We start from the raw sequence: 21568 nt of genomic DNA, 5'->3' as shown, positions 1-21568 counted from the left end.
AAAATTGTTTAAGAGTCTTTGTACTCTCCAAAGATATCACTTAACCTTATACCTATAGCTTTTGGACATTGGGTTGCTTTGGGATTTAGCAATCCAATGCTTCAAGGCTTTTATGAACCATGCGTTTTAGCTTACAGCATAAAGCCTAGAGCTTAATGCGGGTAAAATTCTTTTAATTTTGCCCACTAACTTATTCAAGGTAGAATATAGGTATTTTTACTTTTAGAAATAACTATTGGTAATTCCCAGTAGTTGATTTAGTCCAAAATCCTGTGAAGAAATTTTATGATTACTATGAGGAAAAGCATTATTTTTTTATTCTTAATTCTATTTCATTTCTGTGGTTTCACACAACAGAAGGAGTATAAATTTATCAATTTTAGTAGTAAAAATGGGCTTTCCTCCAATTCTATCAATGCTATTATCAAGGACAAAAACGGATTTATGTGGTTTGGTACCGAAGATGGTCTGAACAAGTTTGATGGACAAAATTTTAAAGTATATCGTCATAAAGAAACCGACAAAACCAGTATTGGTAGAGGCCCTGTTAATGACTTGATACAAGATAAAAACGGGCAAATATGGCTTGCAACGAATTTTACCTTATCTGTTTATAATCTAAATCTTGATTCTTTTATTAATTATGATTTTACTAATTATGGTTGGATTACTTCTTTGTATGCCGACCATAATGGTAAAATTTGGGTGGGAACTTACTCTGGCTTATTCCTTTTTGACCCAAAAACGCAAAAAACAATTGCTTTTAGAGCCAATCCTAAGGATGCCACTCAACTAAACTCAAATATCATCAACTGTATTTATGAAGATGCTCAAAACTACATTTGGGTAGGTACTGCCGATGGACTTCATCAGTATAATCCTCAAAACAAGCAATTTAACAGATACCTTCACAGCAACGAAAATCCCAAAAGTATCAGCCGCAACTATATTAATTGTATTATCGAAGGCAAGCAAGGTGAACTTTGGGTTGGAATAGACCAAGGAGGTATTAATGTTCTAGACAAAAACCGAACGGCTTTTCAGCACTATGTAACTAACCCCAACGATGTTACCACTATTGCAAGCAATACAATTCATAAATTGGTTTTTGACAAAAACGGGCAACTTTGGATAGGTTCAGATGGTGGACTTAATATACTTGACCCCAAAACAGGAAAAGTAATTCGTGTAAAAAGCTCGCCTGTCGAACCCAATAGTTTTTTTATCTACAACGGAGGTCGCTCAGTACGAGATATTTACATTGACGACGCAGGGATTTATTGGGTAGCTATCCATCAAGGTGGCGTTAATAAATATGACTCAAATCTAACATTCTTTAACCATAAACATTACAATGTATATGACCCCAACGGACTAACTGGCAGCTCTGTAATGGCTTTTGCTGAAAGTCCAACGGGAGATATTTTTATAGGTACTGAAGGGACAGGACTCAATGTCTGGAATCGCAGAACAGGGCAGATTCATCCTTATAAACTCAAAGAAGCAAAAGCCAATACCGCTTCGATTATTGCTTTGGGAGTTTCAGGAAAAATGCTTTTGGTAGGCACCTATCAGCGAGGTTTTTATAGTGTCGACATGACTACTGGCGCTTCTAAATACTATTTCTTGCCTTACAGTCCAACAGATACTAGAGATTTGCCCGTCAACTGTATCAAAACAGATAGCCAAGGAAAAATTTGGCTCGGAACAAATGGCAATGGGGTCTATCTATTTGACCCTATTCAACAGTCTGTTGTTACGACAGAGAAAGACTTTGGACTACAACCTTCTCAAAAAATCCCTTTAAATGGTTTTATTACTGCTATTGAAGAAGATAAAAATGGAAATATTTGGTTTGCTTCAAATGGTACAGGTATTGCGATTTTCAATCGTCAACAAAAAAAATTCACGGTGCTGAATCATGCCAATAGCAAACTTCCTATCGATAAAGTTCAGAGTATTTATTGTGACCATGCAGGTCGAATTTGGGTTGGCGCACAAGGAGGGGGACTTTGCTTGTATAAACCTCAATCTCACACATTTGAAATATTTGATGAATCATATTCTTTGTCTAATGATGTGATTTACAAAATATTAGAAGACTCAAAAGGCAAAATTTGGGTCAGTACCAACAAGGGGATTAGTTCGTTTGATGACGAGAAAAAAGTGTTTAGAAACTTTAGCTATTATAATGGCGTACTACAAAGCACTTTCAACATAGGTTCGGGGCTAAAAACCGCCGATGGTCAGTTATTTTTTGGTGGTTTGGATGGCTTCAATTACTTCAATCCTGCCGAAATATTACAGAAAAAAAATATTCCTCCCTTGGTTATTACTAGTCTGAAAATCAACAACAAACAAGTAAATCCAATCGAAAATTCAGAGATACAAGAGCACATATCTGTTGCCAAAGAAATTGTTTTGAGTTACAAACAGAACTTTTCGCTCGATTTTATGGCGCTTAATTATACTGTACCTCACGAAAGTAGATATGCCTATAAACTCGAAGGATTTGATAAAGAATGGAATCAAGTGGGGACTTCCACCACAGCGGTTTATACCAATCTCGACCCTGGCAGTTATACCTTTCACCTAAAGGCTTATAGCGAAGATGGCTCATGGGAAACCCCCGAAAAGGTGATTAAAATTGTCGTTGAACCGCCTTTTTGGATGACCTATTACGCCTATTTGTTTTATGCTATTGCTATTGCACTCACTGTGTGGGGAATTCGTAGAAGTTCAATTCAAAAACTCAAACGTGAATTTGTTCTTGAACAAGAGCGACTTGAAATGAAGCATTTGATTGAGAAAGAACGCCACGATGCAGAGCAAAAAACAGAACTTGAAAAGGTGAAAGTTAAGTTTTTGACCAATTTGAGTCACGAGCTAAAAACGCCTCTTACCTTGGTGCTCAACCCGATTGAGAATTTGATGTTTCAAGAAAATAGTACTGAAAAACTAGAAATGCTCAATTTGATTAGTCGAAATGCCAAACGATTACTCAACCTTGTCAATCAATTATTAGATTTTAGAAAAATTGAAGCCAACGAATTAAACTTGAATGCCACCGAAGGAGATTTGGTATCTTTTTGCCAAGAAATCGTGGATTCATTTAAGTACATCGCTGTTCGCAAAAGCATTCATTTGCACTTTGTGAGTGTTTATAGCCATTATCATACGTCTTTTGACAAGGATAAAATGGAGAGAATTCTCATCAATTTACTCTCAAATGCGATAAAATTTACCAACGAGGGCGGCAATGTTAGCTTTCAAATAGCTCAGGAAGGGGTATCAGGCATTCGATTGATTGTCAGAGATACAGGAATTGGCTTGTCAAAAGATAGTACTGATAAAGTTTTTGAAAGGTTTTTTCAGATAAATAACAATGTCGATATTCTTAACCAAGGTAGCGGAATTGGCTTGTCTATTGCCCAAGAGTTTGTCAAACTTCATGGAGGAACCATCAAAGTTGAAAGCGAAGAAGGCGTTGGAAGTGCCTTTATTATCTCTTTACCCCTGCCTAGTTTAGACGCAACACAGTCGCCTCTAATAGCCACAGAACCTGAGGTAACACCGATTTCGGATTTTGCCAAATCAGAACCACCCAAAATAGAACTTCCGATTATTTTGATTGTGGACGACGACGACGATTTGAGAGCTTATTTGGTAGAAAGCTTAAAATCAAAATACAAAGTCATTGAAGCCTCTGACGGTCGACAAGGCTGGCAAAAAGCGTTATCTTACCATCCACAACTGATTGTGAGCGATGTCAATATGCCTGTGGTGGACGGAATAGAAATGGTTCGAAAAATTAAAAATGACACTCGTACCAAGCATATTCCTGTGATTATGCTTACGGTATTATCGGAAGAAGTAAACCAACTCAAAGGCTTAGAATCTGGAGCCAGTGATTACTTGAGTAAGCCTTTTAGTTTTCATTTGCTCAGTATCAAAATAGAAAACTTGCTCAGCTTAAATAGCTTATTAAAAAGCACTTACAGCAAACATATTCAGCTCGAAACCCCCGAAATAGAAATAGAGTCAGAAGATGAGAAGTTCTTGTTGAAGCTGTCAAAATATGTAGAAGAAAATATCGAAGATCCTGATTTGACCGTAGAAGAACTCAGTAAAGTAATGTTTGTGAGCCGTGGTACACTTTATAATCGTGTATTGAGTCTGACAGGTGAAACCCCCGTGGAATATGTGCGCTCGGTAAAATTGAAAAAATCAATTGCACTTTTACAAAAGAATGATATGAAAATTTCGCAAATCGCTTATGCCGTCGGATTTTCTAATCCTAACTACTTTGCAAGAGCATTCAAAGCAAAATACAATGTTTCACCAACAGAATATATCACACAAACGCGCAAAACGCCCGTATAAAATTCACGCTAATTAGCACTCATTTATGGTGCTAATTAGTGTATTCATAAACTAAATTCTGTCGAAAGATATGGCAAAGAAAAATTCTTTGCTAGGTCTATCCTTTTACCTATCCCTTACAAAAATGTACTTGTAGTACACAACAAACACGTATGATGAACACGAAAATCAAAACACTTTTAACGCTTGGTGCTTCGATAGCCTGTCTACAAAGCTTGCAAGCACAAACACAGGTTAACTCTCTAAAATCTGCTTATCAAGAAGATTTCCTGATAGGAACAGCCCTTGGTACAGAGCATATTTTGGAAAGAAACGAAAAAGCTAATCAACTGATAAAGAAAGAGTTTAATGCCATTACTCCAGAAAATATCATGAAGTCTCAGTTGATTCACCCAGAAGTCAACAGATATAACTTCAACTTGTCTGACAAGTTTGTAGATTATGGACTCAAAAACCAAATGTATATTGTTGGACACACTTTGGTATGGCATTCACAATTACCAAGTTTTGTTCATAAAATAAGTAGCGCCGACTCGCTACGTATATTTATGAAAGAGCACATCAAAACCGTAATGGGGCGCTATGCAGGCAAGATTAATAGCTGGGACGTAGTGAACGAAGCGCTCAACGAAGATGGAACCTACCGCAAATCTATTTTCTTTAATAAGCTAGGAGATTCCTATATCAAAGAAGCTTTTGAATTAGCCGCTCAAGTAGACCCCAAAGCGGAGTTATACTACAACGATTACAATATCGAACAGCCAGCCAAACGAAAAGGAGCAATTGCACTAATTAAAAAATTGCAAGAAAGCGGTGTAAAAATAAATGGTGTTGGGATTCAAGGGCATTGGAGTATCAATTCAAATAACCTAAAAGACATCGAAGATTCCATTTTGGAGTTTTCACAAATGGGATTAAAGGTAGCTTTTACCGAATTGGACTTGACCGTACTGCCTAATCCTTGGGATTTGCGTGGTGCCGACGTCAATCAGCGTTTTCAAGAAGATCCAAAAATGAATCCTTACAAAGACTCACTTCCAGATTCTGTTCAGACTGCCTTGGCAAATCGCTATTCTGAGCTTTTCAAGTTATTCTTGAAACATAAAGACAAAATTAGCAGAATCACTTTCTGGGGTGTAGATGACCGCCACTCTTGGCTCAACGGTTTCCCTATCCCTAATCGTACAAATTATCCTCTCCTATTCGACAGGGCTTTAGAACCGAAAAGAGCTTATCAAAGTCTAATGAGCCTCAAAGAGAGTAAGTAATAATGAATTAGTGCTGAATTATGAGTTGTGAATTGTGAATGTAAAATTTTAATTATCAATATGTTACATCTTCAATTGATAAGCCTGTTTATTAGGATTTTTTACAGAACCCAATCTTTTTAACAGCTCCGTAGGAGCGACAGTTTGGTAGTAGTGAATCTATTTCCTGACCTATTAAAAGAGCGCCGTAGGTGCGACAGAGTTCCAGATTTTAGCTTTCTGTCGCACCTACGGCGCTCAAAAAAGGTTTTTCTCAAAACTTATTGCTACCAAACTGTCGCTCCTACGGAGCTTGTATAAAGGAGAACAAGAAAATCTTCGTTTATTCAAGCTTATTTTGCCCACTAACTTAAGTTAGTGGGCAAAATTAAAATAATTTTACCCGCCTTAAGCTCTAGGCTTTATGCGGTAGGCTAAAAGTTAAATAGTATTTCTCATGAAATAATTGAGGCTTTTTTGCCTAATGCCTAAGGCTTACAGCCTAGAGCGTTTTAATGCAATTTGATTTTGCATTATTACCTAATTATTTCGACGCAGAAGTTTTATATCCCAGAACGTCGAGCATCGTAAGAGCATATCTTTTGCCTAACTCGCGATAACCCGCTGCATCAAAATGTAAATTATCTGCGGCGTCAGTACAGCCTTTAGACAAGATAATACGAGCAGTCGGTATCGTTTTAGGAAGCATAGCAATAATCGTATTCATGCTAGCACAAATACCTCCTTGTTCAGCATGAACCGTTTCACCAGCCAGCAATGGAACAGAATTTGGAGGTAAATTCAAATCTTGTAGAAGGTTGTCATACACTATTTTAACCTTCTTTGTCCAAGTAGTATCATTCGTATTCGATTCCCCTTGATGGAGTAAAATCCCTTTGATAACACCTTCTTTCTGTGCCAATTTTGCCATATCTACTAGTCGTTTGTAAGGATTCCCGTCATACTCTTTTATCATATTCTTCATCCAATTTGGCGCAACAGTTGCTACGTAAGAATCGGTTTTTTCTTTATCAAAAAGCTCTATTCTACAGCCTCCAATAGATACATTTATTACCCCAACATTGACTGATGATGGTAAGTATTCTAACATGGTTCTTCCAAAATAGTCCACGGGAGTCAGACCTGTATTGCAACGACAAAGTGGTGGCACAGCAGTGTACCATTGTCCCATTTTTCTGTTCAAATTTGGACAATCCAAAGCTTCCAATACCTTAAATCTTGGATTGACACCAACGGTATCTTGTGGCTCAAACTTGGCATTTCCTTCCATATTAGATTGTCCTAAGCTTAGGTAAATATGAAAATTAGGATTTTGGGCAAAGGTTTTACCCCAAAAACAAGCCAAACACAGTAAGACAATGGCAATTTTCTTTTTCATAGTGATAAGTCGTTAATTGTTAATGCTTTAGTTGCCAAACTATTTAAAAAATAAGTTCAAGACAAAGTCCTGAACTAGTAAGATAATAGACCACTCACTAGTCCGAGACATTGCCCTAGACTAGTGATTTCAAGTTTGTTTAGTAAAGGTATATGCTATGGTAAAAACTGAAGCGAATTTATCTGCAAGTCATTTGATTTTCCTACAGGAAATTTGACAAAAATATCATGGTGTCCCTCTATCGATTTAAGGCTTTTACGTACACTATTTTTGCTCGCTGAATATGGGATTTTTGCTACTAATTTACCAGTTTTCAAATCATCTACCCAAAGTTCTAATACGCCATCTGTTTTTGCTTTGTATTGGATTTCTATGCCTTTTGCGTATTTTTTCTGGATACCTAAATCCACTCCTGAAATCATTAGCCAGCCTCCATTTTCAGAGGTATTAGTCACAGATTCTTGATTGATTTTTTCGACTCCATAAAAATTACTCATACCTACCACAGGTAATTTTGAAAAACCATCTTTACAGATAAACCAATCAAAATCAGCACTGTTATGTTCGGTAAACAAGCCAATACTAGTTCCAACCCATGAATTATAATTAGGTTGTACTTTATCCAAATTCTGTACCTGAATGGCATTTCCAACAGCCGTCCAAATGTTTCCATCACCACTGGCATAAGCCTTTAATTCATGAAGGTTTCTCTCGATTTTCAGCCAGACTACCTCTCCGAAATTGTTAGGAATACGTTGTATATTATTTTCAAAACTAAAGATAATCTTCTTCCCGTTCTCATATCCACTGTATAATCTAACCACAACAGTTTGTGCACCATTGCTCAGATATAATCCTGCTTTTTCATTTTCGTTTTGTGCTTTAAAATCAAGTTTTGTGACCGCCGAGTAATAATGATCTGTTTCTTTTTGAACAATACTTGTACGCAAGGAATCAGGCGAAAGCCTCAACCAGCCTTTTCGAGCAGTTAAATTGTATAAATCTGCATGCTTCTTTTTCAAAAAATGCCAATTCAGCGAAAGCTCCTTTGACTCAAAATCATCCGAAGCCACACTACGCCATGCAATACCCGATTTTGGTAAATTGGGCTTAACCACAGGCTGGGTAGTAGGCGCCATTCCCCACGGACGGTCACCCTCCCAAATCACAGGATATAGTGCGGTTTGGCGCCCCGTACCAGACCAATCATCTTGGTTATATTTTTCGTAGCTCTGACCAATAGTCCACCAAGTCCCATCGGCCAGTTGTACTGGTGCGGCAATATGGTTGGGTCTTCTAAAGCCTACTTTATCGTCGGTGATAGGCTTAAAAAATTCGCCAAGACGCTCCCACTGCGTCGAATCACTTGTTAGCGACTTCCCTCTAAGTACATATTGCCCTCCTGAAACATCGCCAGCAGGAAAATAATAGTAATAACCATTGCGCTTACACATTACTGGTCCTTCAGCCCAACTATATTGTAGTTTGGCATTGACCCAATCAAGGTCAATCACCGAAGAGGTAAGTTGTCCATCTTTTCCTAACTCCTGCAAACGGTTCGTTTTTTGTCCGTTTTTAATAACCATGTAAGGCTTTCCATCATCGTCTACAAAAATAGAATTATCATAACCCAAAGGACCAGTTTTCGGATTCGACTTTACCTGAACAGGCTCTGACCAAGGACCCAAAGGCGAATCAGCCTTGCTAAACCACTGACCATTCGCAGAGAAATAAATCCAGTAAGAACCGTAAAAATACGTAATCGCACCTTGCCAAGTACCTGCCGAAGGGCGGTCGGTTACCCAATGCGCTTTTTGTGGGGGCAAAACCCTGCTAATAACTCTCCAATGTACCAAGTCTTTAGAATGATAAATGGGCATATAGGGTGTAAAATGAAAACTTGATCCGCAGTGATAAAAGTCATCCCCTACTTTCAGTAGTGTTGGATCGGGGTGATCGCCAGGCAATACGGGGTTGACGTAGGTTTTTACTTCATGATAAAAGGTGTTGTCTTTTTGTGAAAAAGTAGGTGTAATACCTCCAAGAATTAATCCGATGAGTAATGTAACAAAGCTTAATTTTTTCATCTGTTATTTTTATTAAATACGTTATAGCAAGCGAGCTTCATCAACATTTTTCACAACTGACAAAGTTTTGCCATAACCTCGTAAGGATGCTTAGTCAAAAGGCTTTGTCTCTATTCATTTTCATAGAAATAGGTATGTAATTTTCAGTTAAAAGGTCATCGCTTGAAAATGTAAAATAAGTTGATGACTAAAAATTTGATTAGCACATTTTACTCGTTTTGTGTACTTAATGTTTAACACCTAAAAAAAATACCCAAATTCTACCATAAGACATACAAAAGGGCAGAATTTGGGTATTGAGCTTTACAACAAAAGAATCCTAATGGGTCATTATTTCCATTTCGAGCGCTGCTAACTTGGGAAATAAAATATTGTTTTCCAAATGCACATGTTGTGTCAAATCAGTATCTAATTCCTCTAATTTAGATAACATTACAATGTGGGAATTACAGGCGTCCACAGGAGGAGTATAATTATTAGTAATTTCTCGAAGTCTAAACAGTAACTCTCCAGCCTCTTCATGCTCGCTATTCATCATACTGATTGGATTTTTGACTGTCCGAAAAAATGGAGGTGCTACTTGCGCATGTTCCTCAGATGCTGTTACAAGAGACTTTCCATAAGGAAATATTACATTTTCCTCTTTAGGCAGGTGCCCTAACAAGTCTTCCTCAAGAATCGTATAAACGGTAGCTAATTCCGTTAGATAAGCATATTTATCCTTGTGCTTGGTACAAACCTTCTCTACAAAATATCTGATTTCGGGTAAGTTTTTATACAAAAATTGATGATGTACTTGATAGATATAGTCAATCAAGAAGTCGAGCTTTAGGTTATTAAAATCCAAAGACTTGTCGCCCGTTTTTGACAGCAACTCTATTTCTTCCCAAATTTCTGCTGGATCCTGTTTCTTCTTCTTACATTCTTCAGTAAAGCTCTTATTGCCCCCACAACAAAAATCAATATTCAACTTTCTAAATACACTTGCTGCTTTGGGATTATGTGCGACTATTTCGCCTACGGTCTTAGTATCAAAGTTTATCGTTTCCATAAAGTATTTGAGTTAAATTTTTGAACAAAAATAAAAGACTTTTTTATCCTTTATTATGACTAATATCAAAACTTGAACTCGTAAAAATCAGGAAGATAAATGAAAGTCATTTCAGAAAAATACTCCAAATGACAAAAGGGAGGCATGAGCAGGTTTCAACACCGAACGAAAAGTAAAGATCTGGATTATCTTTTTCGGTAAAAAACACAAAAATCATCGATATAAAACAGGTTAGCACAAATGCAATGGCGTATTGTTCTTTTAGATAAATCATGCTCAATCCAGCCGCCAACACAAGCATACCGTAAGCCAAATATTTAGACTTTTGGATACCTATTAATTGCGGAAAAGTAATAATTGAATCAGTATCAACATCTCGAATATCAAAAGGAAAAATCAAGGCTGTGATAAACAATAAGGTCATCAAAAAAATAGAAAAACTAAAATAGTGAAAAGAAAGCCATCCATTGACCAGTCCCCACACAATACCAACATACAGCCCTTTCAGCAGTGGAATTTTACGAATAGTAGTACTCAAAAACTGGCTATTGTACAAAAGCCCTAAAAACGAGATAGTAACCCATTTATAAAATCGATGGGCATTATGATTGTGAAAAATCAGTGAAATACTAATTAAGGCTATTATACTATTGATAATCAATATTTTATTAAAAAAAGATACGCCTTGATATTTGGTATAAATATACCCGTTGAAGTACGTTACAAAAATGAGGAAGAAAGTAGGAAATCGAAAACTACCTTCTTCTAACATAAAAAATGTAGCAAGTAAAGTTCCCATCAAAGCCACATAAAGCTGGCTATCTATTATGATTTTTTTCAGCACTGGTATTCAAAATTTAAAATTGTTCTATCGATTAGAATAGAGAAACTGCCATTTGTTTAAAGGGTTTTAACAAACCAAAACACAAATAGAACAAATAACCTCGAACTTTATACCTAAAAAATTCATAAATCTTACATTTAATTTATTTCTACAGAATTTCTCCAAAATTGAGCTATAATATTGTGGTATTCTATTTCCAACAAACAGACAAATATATCTATATAATTGATAATCAAGTATTTAACAAATTTTATAAAAATGAATTATTTCATCAAAAGTCCCATATTCACCGTACTTTTATTACTTACCTCACTATCAGCTGCTTTGGGACAGAAAGTATCTCCAAAAAATACTTCCGAATTGACGGGACAGGTATTAGATATTTCAAACAATAAAGGTTTGAGCTTTGCTTCGGTCACTCTTTTGAAAAAAGAAGGCGAAAAAACGCAACTTACAGCTGGCGCTACTGCCGATGAAAATGGCAATTTCAAACTTTCAAATGTCCCATTGGGAGAGTTTGTGTTAAGAGTGTCTTTTATCTCTTATAAAACTTTTGAAAAGGCAATCAAAGTAGAGCAGAGCCATCAAAATATTGAAACGATTCTCCTCTCACCAGACGCCAATGTACTGCAAGAAGTACAGGTGAAGGGCGAAAAAGATGCCGCTTCATTCAACATGGATAAACGTGTGTTTAGTGTTGGAAAAAACCTAACAAGCATCGGCGGAACGGCTGAAGCCCTACTTAAAAGCGTGCCTTCGGTAAGTATTGACGAAACAGGAAGTGCCAGTATTCGCAATCTCGCTACCACTATTTATATCAATGGTAAACCAACTCAACTAACCTTAGCACAAATTCCAGCCAATCAAATAGAGTCGGTTGAGGTAGTTTCAAACCCTTCGGCACGATACGATGCGTCAACTTCGGGAGGTATTATCAATTTGGTTTTGAAAAAAAATCGAGAAGCAGGATATAATGGTATGGCAAGTCTTGGTCTTGGTAACAACGGTAGATATGATGCCTCATTGAACTTAGATTATCATCAAAATAAGTGGACGTTTAATGTACTATACAACCTCAACGCTACCAAAAATCCGCTCACTGGATATGTGGACAGAACTACAACTAATCGTGGTATCATGAGTTATTTTCAGCAAAACACTGATATTAACCAAGATAATACTTTCCAGAATGGGCGTATTTCCACTGAATTTTCACCCAATAAATATAACACCTTCACGCTTGCAGGTAATCTTGTAGGTGGCTCCTATAATACTTTCACCAATCAGTCTTATGCCTATAAAGATGCTCAAAACAAGGTTTTGAGTTCGGGAACTCGAACAACCGTACCTGCCAATAATTACACCAATTTTGGTATCGAATTTGACTGGAAAAAAAGCTTTGCTCAGAAAGGAAAAGAGTTAAGTTTGATGACTTCTTTTACGAAAAATACCATTTCTAATGCTGCTGACTGGCTTACAACAAGCTTAAATGCTGATAATACTAGCATGGATGGGTATCCAGAAATAGATAAAATCACAGGAAGTCAGGCTGGTTCGCAATATCTTTTTCAGTTAGATTATACCAAACCAATTAATGATTTTACCAAAATAGAAATGGGTATTCGCTCATTTAATTACACCCGCGACATTCAGTATTTGTTCAACAAGAAAAACAACGATACTTATACTTTATTGGAAGGATATTCGCAAGATGGCGTAATCAAAGAATCTGTTAATGCTGCCTATTTTATGTATAGCACCAAGCTCAAACGTAATTATAGTATTCAAGGCGGTTTACGATTTGAAGAATCATTTTTGCATGGTAATTCAAGATTTGATGGCGCAACTTTTGGGTATGATTACCCAAGCGCACAAAATGGAGACTGGATAAAAGCATTTTTCCCTTCTTTCTCTATTTCTAAAAAACTTGGCAATGATTCAGAATTAGGTTTAAGTCTAGGAAGAAAAGTTGGTAGACCCAATTTCCGCCATCTTTTTGTAGGTATTCAAGCCAACGATAAGCAAAATATTACTGTTGGAAACCCAAAGGTACAACCTGAATTTGTCAATTCTGTAGAACTTTCATATAATACCTCTTGGGGACATTTGTCGTGGTTGGCAACAGGCTATTACATTTATGAAGACCATACCATTAAGCCTTTTACACAGGCTTCAAGCACAGATTCTACCATTTTGGTAACAACATTTATCAATACAAAAGCCGATATTCAGTACGGAATTGATAATACCTTAAAACTAAATCTTGGAAATTTATCTGTGTTAGGTAACATCAATGCTTATCATTTTTTGATACAATCTGTGACGCAGCAAAACGAAATGTTTACGTATCGTGCCAAATTGAATATTTCGTACAAGTTTCCAAAAGATATTGTCGCTCAAATTAACTTGAATAGAGACGCCAAATCACCCACTTTACAAGGATACCGCAAGCCAATAGAAGCAGCAGATTTTGCCATCAAGAAAATGTTTATGAACAATCGAGCAAGCATTGCTTTTGCTGTCAATGATATTTTTAATTCTCGCCAATATATTACGGTGTATGATCAAGGCAATATTATGCAAAGTACGATGAACCGTAGAGAGGTAAGATTTTACAAACTCACTATTCAATTACCTATTGGACAAGCAAATTCATTTTTCAAGAAGAAATCTCAGAATGTAAACAAACCTGATATCGATTTTAGTAATTAAAGTAATTTTACCTGCTTTAGGCATTAAGCTGTAGGTCATAATTTTATGTGGTTTTCTAATCTTTTTTGTCTAATGCCTACGGCTTATAGCCTACAGCGTAATAAGGTAATATTATTTTGCTTTATTACGCTGTATACTATTGGAAAAGTACAAACTATATCCTAACAGTTTATCCCTTTTTAATTAGGGTTAAAATCTCACCAAATACTACCTACCTCGCTGGTCATATTTCTATCATGCACCAACCGCCAATTTTTCATTTTGTAGAATTCCTAGAATATAAAATCATAAGAAAAACAAAATTGTGTAGTTTTTGCGAATAAAAATCCCCTATATTTGTCTATTAAAACTATAGACTAAATATTATCATGATTTATTTCATCAAAACACGGAAAACACAACTCAACAAACTATTATCAAAAATATTAGGGGCAGGAAAACAGTTTCCATCAATCAGTTTTGCAAAAGAAAATGGAGAATGGAATTTCGATTTTCCTGAAGACAAACAACAATTAAGTCTAGAAGAAATCGCTCAAGGCAAGCCTGTTTTGATTACTTATTATGTACCAGAGTGGAAAGAATATGCAGATCAACAACTTTGGTTATTACAAAAATCTGTTCGACGATTGTCAGAGCTTGGCGTTCAAATACTTACAATTACTAACTTGAGTCTTCCTAAAATAAAGGAACTAAAACAGAACGAAAAGCTTACGTTTTCTATCTATCATGATGATAATCAAGATATTGCAAAAAGTATAGGGCTATTATCAGAGCATGCTCCCTGTACACAGTTTTATGCAGGAATTCCTGAAAACATTCCGCTATCGGCAAGTTTCTTGGTATTAGCCAATGGCTTAATTATCCACCATTTTATTGATACAGAATTACAATCCTACTTATCATATAAAGAAATCGAGGTTTTTGTGAACAATTATAAGAATTCTAAAATTTTTTCATAAATATTAGTCTACAAAGTATATAGATTTAATATTTATCATTATTTTTGCAAAACCAAACAGATTTTTCAATCGGCTCTAACATGGAGTCTGTTGTTTGAACTAATGGTAGTCTATTTAATCAATCTAATGCAGCTAAGGGTGAAAGCGTTGCTTTCACTCTTTCTTTAAAGCTCATAAATGTTTAAATGACTCTCGACATATAAAATTGAATTCTTTGGAGTTTATTATTCTGACACTTAACCCCAAAAACAATCGTGCAAAAAATTCTTTCTAATCGCGCCGTATGGTATATCGCACCTACAGTATTACTACTTAGTAGTTTTATTGTATTGATATATAGTGGAAATATCCATTTTTCTTGGTCTGCCATTCAAGATGGTTTTAACAGTGATTTCGGGTTCTATGTGTTGGTGGGATTGGGGGCACAATTAGTAGATGGAACTCTAGGAATGGCATACGGTGTAACTTCCACCTCATTTTTATTGAGTTTGGGCGTGCCACCTGCGGTAAGTAGTACAAGTGTACACGTAGCCGAAATGTTTACGACAGGCGCTTCTGCTATTTCGCATTTTAAGTTTGGTAACATCAATAAAAAATTGTTTCGCAATCTATTAATCCCTGGGGTATTAGGCTCTATTACAGGCGCTTACTTGCTTGCGGATTTCATTGATGGAAATGTGATAAAACCTTACATTTCTATTTACATGATTATTTTGGGAATAATCATTATTAGGAAAGCGCTTCAAAAAAATATTGTTAAACAACGTACCAAGCGTTTGGGATTGTTGGCTGTCTTCGGAGGCTTTATGGATTCAATCGGTGGTGGTGGTTGGGGACCAATCGTAACGTCCTCGTTGTTAGGCAGAGGTCGTGACCCACGCTATACCATTGGTTCGGTTAACGCAGCGGAGTTTGCCGTTTCATTTGCCAGTGGTATTACATTTTTACTTTTTGAAGGCGTCAATTCTTGGCAGGTAGTGTTGGGCTTGATTGTTGGCGGTACGGTAGCTTCACCTTTGGGGGCTATTTTCGTCAACAAAGTAAAACGTAAACCTATGATGATTTTAGTCGGAACGCTAGTTATCATCATTAGTTTAAGAACGATTATTAAAAGCTTTCATTTAATATAATCTTATCTAATGTAGATTTTGGACTTCGGGTATAGAAATGGAGTTATTCTATAGAAAACTCCTTTTATTTTAACACATAAGTATACTAAAATTATATACTATATAGATTAAGAATAACAAATAAACCATGCATTCTAAACCACATTCATCACATTCAAATACTTGTTTATCAATTTATTTGAATCAAGTAGAAAGACAGTATTTGTACTGTTGAAGCTTATAAAATCAAAAGGCAAAGCCTTATTGGTAAAACTCAACTAAAGTAACATATATCACTAGATTTTGACAGCGGGTCTGAAACCTAACTGTCGGATATTTTTCAATCAAACAGTATAAATTAATGAAAAAACTTTTATTTGTCATTATCGCCGTGATGGCGGTCAGCATTTCAAATATCGCCACAGCACAAAACAAACCTATTATCAATGCTACAGTATCTGGTAAAATCGTAGATTCAAAAACGAATGAACCACTTATTGGTGCGGCTGTTCAAATTAAAGGAACTACCAACGGTTCGACAACTGATGTAAACGGTGATTTCTCATTGATTACAGGTCAAAAACTTCCGTTTTCAGTGATTATTTCCTTTGTAGGTTACTTGAAAAAAGAAGTAGTTATTACAGCAGATAAAGCTGAAATCAAATTAGATGAAGATGTAAGTCAATTGGCTGATGTTGTAGTATCGTCTCGTCGTCGCCAAGAGGCTGTTCAAGATATTCCAATTCCTATTGCAGTAATTCGTGGAGCAGCGGCTGAAGATGCAGGTGCATTCAACGTAAACCGATTGAAAGAATTAGTACCAACAGTACAGTTGTATGCTTCAAATGCTCGTAACACAACCTTGAATATCAGAGGTTTAGGCTCTACTTTTGGTTTAACAAACGATGGTATCGACCCAGGTGTTGGTTTTTATGTAGACGGGGTATATTATGCACGTCCAGCAGCTACAGCATTAGACTTCGTTGATATTGAGCGCGTTGAAGTTTTGCGAGGACCACAAGGAACATTATTTGGTAAAAACACCACTGCTGGTGCATTCAATATCACTACTCGTGAAGCGAGTTTTACACCAAGTGCAAGTTTTGAATTGAGCTATGGTAACTACGGTTACATCCAAGCTAAAGGTTCTATTTCTGGACCAATCAACAAGCACTTAGCGGCAAGGTTGTCATTCTCAGGTACGCAAAGAGATGGTCTTCTTTACAACACCAAGACACAACAAAACATGAACGATATTAACAACTTGGGTACAAGAGGTCAGTTGTTATATACGCCTTCAGAAAAAGTAAAAATTACGTTTATTGGTGATTATACAGCTCAAAAGCCTAACGGATATGGTTGGCCTGTGGCTGGTGTAGTTACGACAAAACGTGCTGCCTATCGTCAATTCAACGCAATTATTGCTGATTTGAACTACAAATTACCTTACTCAAGTGCCTTTGAAAGAGTGGTAGATTTGGATACCCCTTCTAAAGCAGATAATAGTTTGGGTGGTGTATCTGCCAATGCAGATATTAAAATTGGTAATGGTACTTTGACTTCGACAACTGCTTGGCGTTTCTGGAAATGGACTCCTTTGAATGACCGTGATTATACAGGTTTGCCAATTTTCACCATTTCTTCAGGTAATTCAGTACACGATCAATGGTCACAAGAATTGCGTTATTCAGGAAAAGTTGCTGACAATTTGAGTGGTGTGATTGGTGTATTTGGTTTGTGGCAAGATTTGAAATCTGATCCTGTACAAACAGAGGAAGCGGGTTCGGCACAATGGCGTTTTGCGCAGAGTTCAACAAGTGCACTTTGGAAAACACCAGGTTTGTTTGATAACTTCGGTATCCGTACAACTAACCGTATCCAAAGCACAAGTTTAGCGGCATTTGCTCAAGTAGACTGGGCTGTAAACGATAAAATTCACGTATTACCAGGTTTGCGTTATAACTATGACAAAAAAGTAGCCAACTACAAAAGAGAAACGTATGGTGGTTTGCAAACGACAGATGCAGCTTTATTAGCCTTGAAAAACGCCGTATATACCAACCAAGCATTTGATACAGATGTAAGCGAAAGTAATGTTTCAGGTCAGTTGACTTTGCAATATAAGGCTTCGAAAAATGTAAATGCCTATGGTACTTATGCCATCAGTTACAAACCTGTAGGTATCAATATTGGCGGTTTGCCAACAGCTAATGGTCAAGTATTAATTGACTTAGCAAAAGTAAAACCAGAAGGTGTAACTCACTATGAATTAGGCGTTAAAACACGTCCTACAGCCAACTCATTCTTGAACGTTGTTGTATTTAATGACGATATTAAGGATTACCAAACTCAAGTGCAAACACCAGAACCTGGTGTAAACAGAGGTTATTTGGCTAATGCTGAAAAAGTTCAAGTGAGAGGTGTTGAAGTAGAAGGAAACGTGAGATTAACACACTTTACTTTCAATGGATCGATTGCTTATACTGATGGTAAATATGTGTCATTCACTAACGCTCCTGTACCTTTGGAAGAAGTAGGCGGTGCTCAGGCATTTAAAGATGTATCGGGTGGAGAGCTTCCAGGTATTTCAAAATGGACTGGTTCATTCGGTGCTGAAGCTACAACTAAAGGTGTATTCTTTGGATTGAAAGGTAACTATTTCGTAGCAGCAGACGTTTATTTCCGTTCGAAATTCTCTTCAAGCCCATCTCCTTCTCAGTATTTGAATATTGAAGGTTATTCATTATTGAATGGTCGTTTTGGATTTAGAGCATCAAATGGTATCTCTATCTATGTTTGGGGAAGAAACCTTGCTAACACTGACTATTACGAGCAATTGTTAGCAGCGCCAGGTAGTGCAGGTCAATACGCTGGTATCCTTGGCGACCCTCGTACGTATGGCGTAACAATGAGATACTCGTTTTAGGTATTTAGTGAGTTAGTGAGTTAGTGAATTGTGAATCATTGATTGATGGAGACGCAAAGCATTGCGTCTCTACAGATAATGGAAAATCATCATTCACTAACTCACAATTCACTCATTCACAACTCACTAAATCACTCATTCTCAACTCACAAAATCACTCAATACTAAAGCACGTCCAGCCGTCTTCTTGGGTTTTTAGGGAGAATTGAAAATTATGATTCATTAATATTTCACGACACAACATGAGTCCAATCCCTTGACCATCAGGCTTATTACTAAAAAATGGCGTAAATAATAAATGGGCTTGTTCTTCAGGAATCGGTCTACCATTATTTTTGATTTGAATTCCTTTTTCTGATAATATTACGACAATTTGGTTTCCTCTATCACAAGATTCTATGGCATTTTTTAGTACATTTATTAATACTTGTTCTATCTGCCCTCGGTCAATCATCGCAAATTTTTGCTGAACTTGCTCCTTCCAAATTAATTCTATTCCTTTTTCTGTAGCACGACCTCTCCAAAGTTCTACCATATTAGCTAAGACTTCATTCAAAGATTGTTTTTCAAGATGGGGTTCTGGTAAACGAACAACGTCAGCAAATCTTCGCATAAATACACAAAGTCGCTCGTTACGGTCAGAAGCTACTTCTAAGGCATGTAGCAAATGTGGCTCTTCAACCATCTGTTGCGCTACATTTAAAATCGAGTTTACTGCTCCTATCGAATTATTTACCTCATGTGCCATCATTCTGATTACCTTGCCATAAGCCTTCTTTTCTGTAGCCAAAATTTCTGAAGTAAGTTCTTCTATCATCAGAAAAGGTCTTGCAAAACCTTTATCCATAAAAAAAGAACGCTGAATTTTGAAAGTAGATAGGCCATTAATCTGAACAGTTTTTGATTCACCATCTTGTAATTTTTGTAAGGCATTCACAATTGGATGACCAAGTACCGAAAGTGGTTGATGAAGAAATTGTCCTTCTGAGATACTAAATAAATCTTGTGCTTTAGGATTGATTTTCAATAAGTTTTCATCAAAATCCAATACTAATATGGCAATCGGTGACGCCTGAATGAGCTTTTCCAGAAAGAAATGTTGTTCTGTCAACTGTAGTCGCTCTCTGCGAAGCTGTTCTATCATTTGATTATAAACCTCTATCAGCTGGTCAAGCTCAGTTGTTCCAACTGGACGAAGTTTAATGGAAAAATCTTGGTCACGCATAGCTTCGGCTCCCATCAAAAGCAGTTTAAACGGGCGGTCGATAGCTTGGTAAAGTACTACAGAAATTATCAATGAAAGTAACACAAGCACTTCCGAAATGATAAAGTACAATTTGTTGGCAGATAAAACCTTAAAGGCTAACAACATGATAATGGCATGAAGAAAGCCCAAGTAAAGCAAATATCTTACTCGTAACGAAATACGCATCAGCTAAAGAAGTTGAAAAGGCTGTAATAGATTTTTTAAATTACTCTTCCGAATAAGGAATACCAAATTTTTCTAACCTACGATATAACGCAAACCGTGTAATACCCAACGACCGAGCAACTCGACTAATGTTATTTTGATGAAAAGACATCGCTTTTCGAATCATCAAAAGTTCCATTTCTTCAAGGGTAAGCGTTCCAACCTCGGGTAATGCGCTTTTAGGGGCAGTATTTGTCTGTGTAATATTTTTCTGAAAATCGGTTATTTCCAATTGGTCATTGGGACTCAAAAGAATTGTTTTTTCAACCAAGTTCTTCAACTGACGAATATTGCCAGGCAATACCAATGTTTGCAACCATTGTAAGGCTTTGGATGAAATTTTGAGCTGTGGTCTTTCGTAAATAACCTTCAGATTATCAACAAAGTACGTCGCTAATGAAGCAATATCAATGGGACGCTCTCGCAGGGCTGGAAGTTTGACTGAGATTAAATTAATCCGGTAAAATAAATCTTCTCGGAAAGTACCCTGAGATACCATTTCCTCCAAATTGCGATTGGTTGCGCAAATCACACGCACATCTACGGTTTTTGATTTGCTACTTCCCAAAGGTTCGAAGGTTCTATCTTGTAATACTCGGAGTAGCTTTACCTGACTTGATAAATCTAAATCTCCAATTTCATCCAAAAATAAAGTACCACGATTGGCTAGTTCAAAACGTCCAATTCTATCTGATTTGGCATCGGTAAATGCGCCACGCACATGACCAAATAGTTCGCTTTCGAATAAAGTAGCAGAAATTCCCCCCAAATTTACTTTGACAAATGGACGAATTCTTCTTTTACTATTTTGGTGAATAGCCTCAGCAATCAACTCTTTTCCTGTGCCACTTTCACCCGTTATCAGTACAGGAGCGTCAGTTGGCGCTACTCTTCCAATGGTTTCGAGAATAGATAAAAGTTTGGGATCTTCGCCCACTATATGTTCAAAATCAAACTTTTGGTCTAGTTTTTTTCTGGTAGAAACGCGTTCTGTCTTTTCTTCTAAATCCAAAATGGTTCGGATAGATTGCAGTAAATGATCGTTTTTCCAAGGCTTAGTCAAAAAGTCTTTTGCCCCTAATTTCATCCCCTCTACCGCCAAATTAATTGTCCCCCAGCCAGTTAATAAAATAATCAAAACTTCTGGGAATTCAGAACGAAGCATTTTTAAAGCCTTCATTCCTTCCTCGCCAGAAGTTTCAATAGAAAAATTAAGATCAAGAATAATTAATGTAGGTTTATAGGCAGGGATAAGCTCCCTTGCCGCAGCAGGAGAATCACAGGTTTTTACCTGAAATCCTGCCTGCTGTAGCAGAAGTTGTAAAGAGGTTTGAACAGCAAAGTCGTCGTCGATGATGAGTATTTTGTTCATTGAAAAGG

12 protein-coding genes are annotated in these 21568 nt (G+C 36.7%); 6 read left to right on the top strand and 6 right to left on the bottom strand.

The window, feature by feature from the left end:
- The first annotated feature begins 294 nt into the window (after nt 1–294).
- Nucleotides 295–4383 (top strand): hybrid sensor histidine kinase/response regulator transcription factor, encoded by a 4089-nt coding sequence (locus tag QM481_RS20375; RefSeq protein WP_283383093.1) that lies wholly within the window; start codon nt 295–297, stop codon nt 4381–4383.
- 152 nt (nt 4384–4535) lie between these two features.
- Entirely contained in the window at nt 4536–5651 is a 1116-nt protein-coding gene (locus QM481_RS20370; RefSeq protein ID WP_283383092.1) for an endo-1,4-beta-xylanase, read from the top strand.
- Nucleotides 5652–6174: 523 nt separating this feature from the next.
- Here the strand turns inward: QM481_RS20370 and QM481_RS20365 are convergent.
- From QM481_RS20365 to QM481_RS20350, 4 genes are all read right to left on the bottom strand, one after another.
- The gene (locus QM481_RS20365) at nt 6175–7029 is read right to left on the bottom strand and encodes a sialate O-acetylesterase (protein WP_283383091.1); all 855 of its coding nucleotides are present in this window, start codon (nt 7027–7029) and stop codon (nt 6175–6177) included.
- Between the two features lie 155 nt (nt 7030–7184).
- Nucleotides 7185–9116, bottom strand: coding sequence for a family 43 glycosylhydrolase (locus QM481_RS20360; protein WP_283383090.1), 1932 nt, complete (start codon nt 9114–9116; stop codon nt 7185–7187).
- A 319-nt stretch (nt 9117–9435) separates the two neighbouring features.
- Nucleotides 9436–10167 carry an iron-sulfur cluster repair di-iron protein gene (gene ric / locus QM481_RS20355; protein WP_283383089.1) on the bottom strand — a complete coding sequence of 244 codons (732 nt, stop codon included), beginning with the start codon at nt 10165–10167 and terminating at the stop codon, nt 9436–9438.
- A 106-nt stretch (nt 10168–10273) separates the two neighbouring features.
- Entirely contained in the window at nt 10274–11011 is a 738-nt protein-coding gene (locus QM481_RS20350) for a UbiA prenyltransferase family protein (protein ID WP_283383088.1), read from the bottom strand.
- Nucleotides 11012–11269: 258 nt separating this feature from the next.
- Between QM481_RS20350 and QM481_RS20345 the strand changes: the two genes are divergently transcribed.
- The 4 genes from QM481_RS20345 (at nt 11270) to QM481_RS20330 (ending at nt 18717) form a co-directional block, all read left to right on the top strand.
- Nucleotides 11270–13723 (top strand): TonB-dependent receptor, encoded by a 2454-nt coding sequence (locus tag QM481_RS20345; protein ID WP_283383087.1) that lies wholly within the window; start codon nt 11270–11272, stop codon nt 13721–13723.
- A gap of 368 nt (nt 13724–14091) precedes the next feature.
- Nucleotides 14092–14682: a redoxin domain-containing protein gene (locus tag QM481_RS20340; RefSeq protein ID WP_283383086.1), complete on the top strand. Its 591-nt coding sequence runs from the start codon at nt 14092–14094 to the stop codon at nt 14680–14682.
- Nucleotides 14683–14936: 254 nt separating this feature from the next.
- Nucleotides 14937–15812 carry a sulfite exporter TauE/SafE family protein gene (locus QM481_RS20335; RefSeq protein WP_283383085.1) on the top strand — a complete coding sequence of 292 codons (876 nt, stop codon included), beginning with the start codon at nt 14937–14939 and terminating at the stop codon, nt 15810–15812.
- A gap of 340 nt (nt 15813–16152) precedes the next feature.
- Complete coding sequence (locus tag QM481_RS20330) at nt 16153–18717, top strand: TonB-dependent receptor (protein WP_283383084.1); 2565 nt, start codon at nt 16153–16155, stop codon at nt 18715–18717.
- A gap of 154 nt (nt 18718–18871) precedes the next feature.
- On the opposite strand, the gene QM481_RS20325 is transcribed toward QM481_RS20330, so the two are convergent.
- Together QM481_RS20325 and QM481_RS20320 are read right to left on the bottom strand one after the other, a co-directional pair.
- Nucleotides 18872–20149, bottom strand: coding sequence for a sensor histidine kinase (locus QM481_RS20325; RefSeq protein WP_283383083.1), 1278 nt, complete (start codon nt 20147–20149; stop codon nt 18872–18874).
- A 40-nt stretch (nt 20150–20189) separates the two neighbouring features.
- On the bottom strand, nt 20190–21560 hold the full coding sequence (locus QM481_RS20320) for a sigma-54-dependent transcriptional regulator (protein ID WP_283383082.1): 1371 nt from the start codon (nt 21558–21560) through the stop codon (nt 20190–20192).
- Between the last annotated feature and the right edge of the window lie 8 nt (nt 21561–21568).

It is taken from the genome of Flectobacillus rivi, from assembly GCF_030056655.1.
Classification (GTDB): domain Bacteria; phylum Bacteroidota; class Bacteroidia; order Cytophagales; family Spirosomataceae; genus Flectobacillus; species Flectobacillus rivi.
The sequence above is the reverse complement of the archived record's forward strand: the minus strand, read 5'-3'. Positions and strand labels throughout refer to the sequence as shown.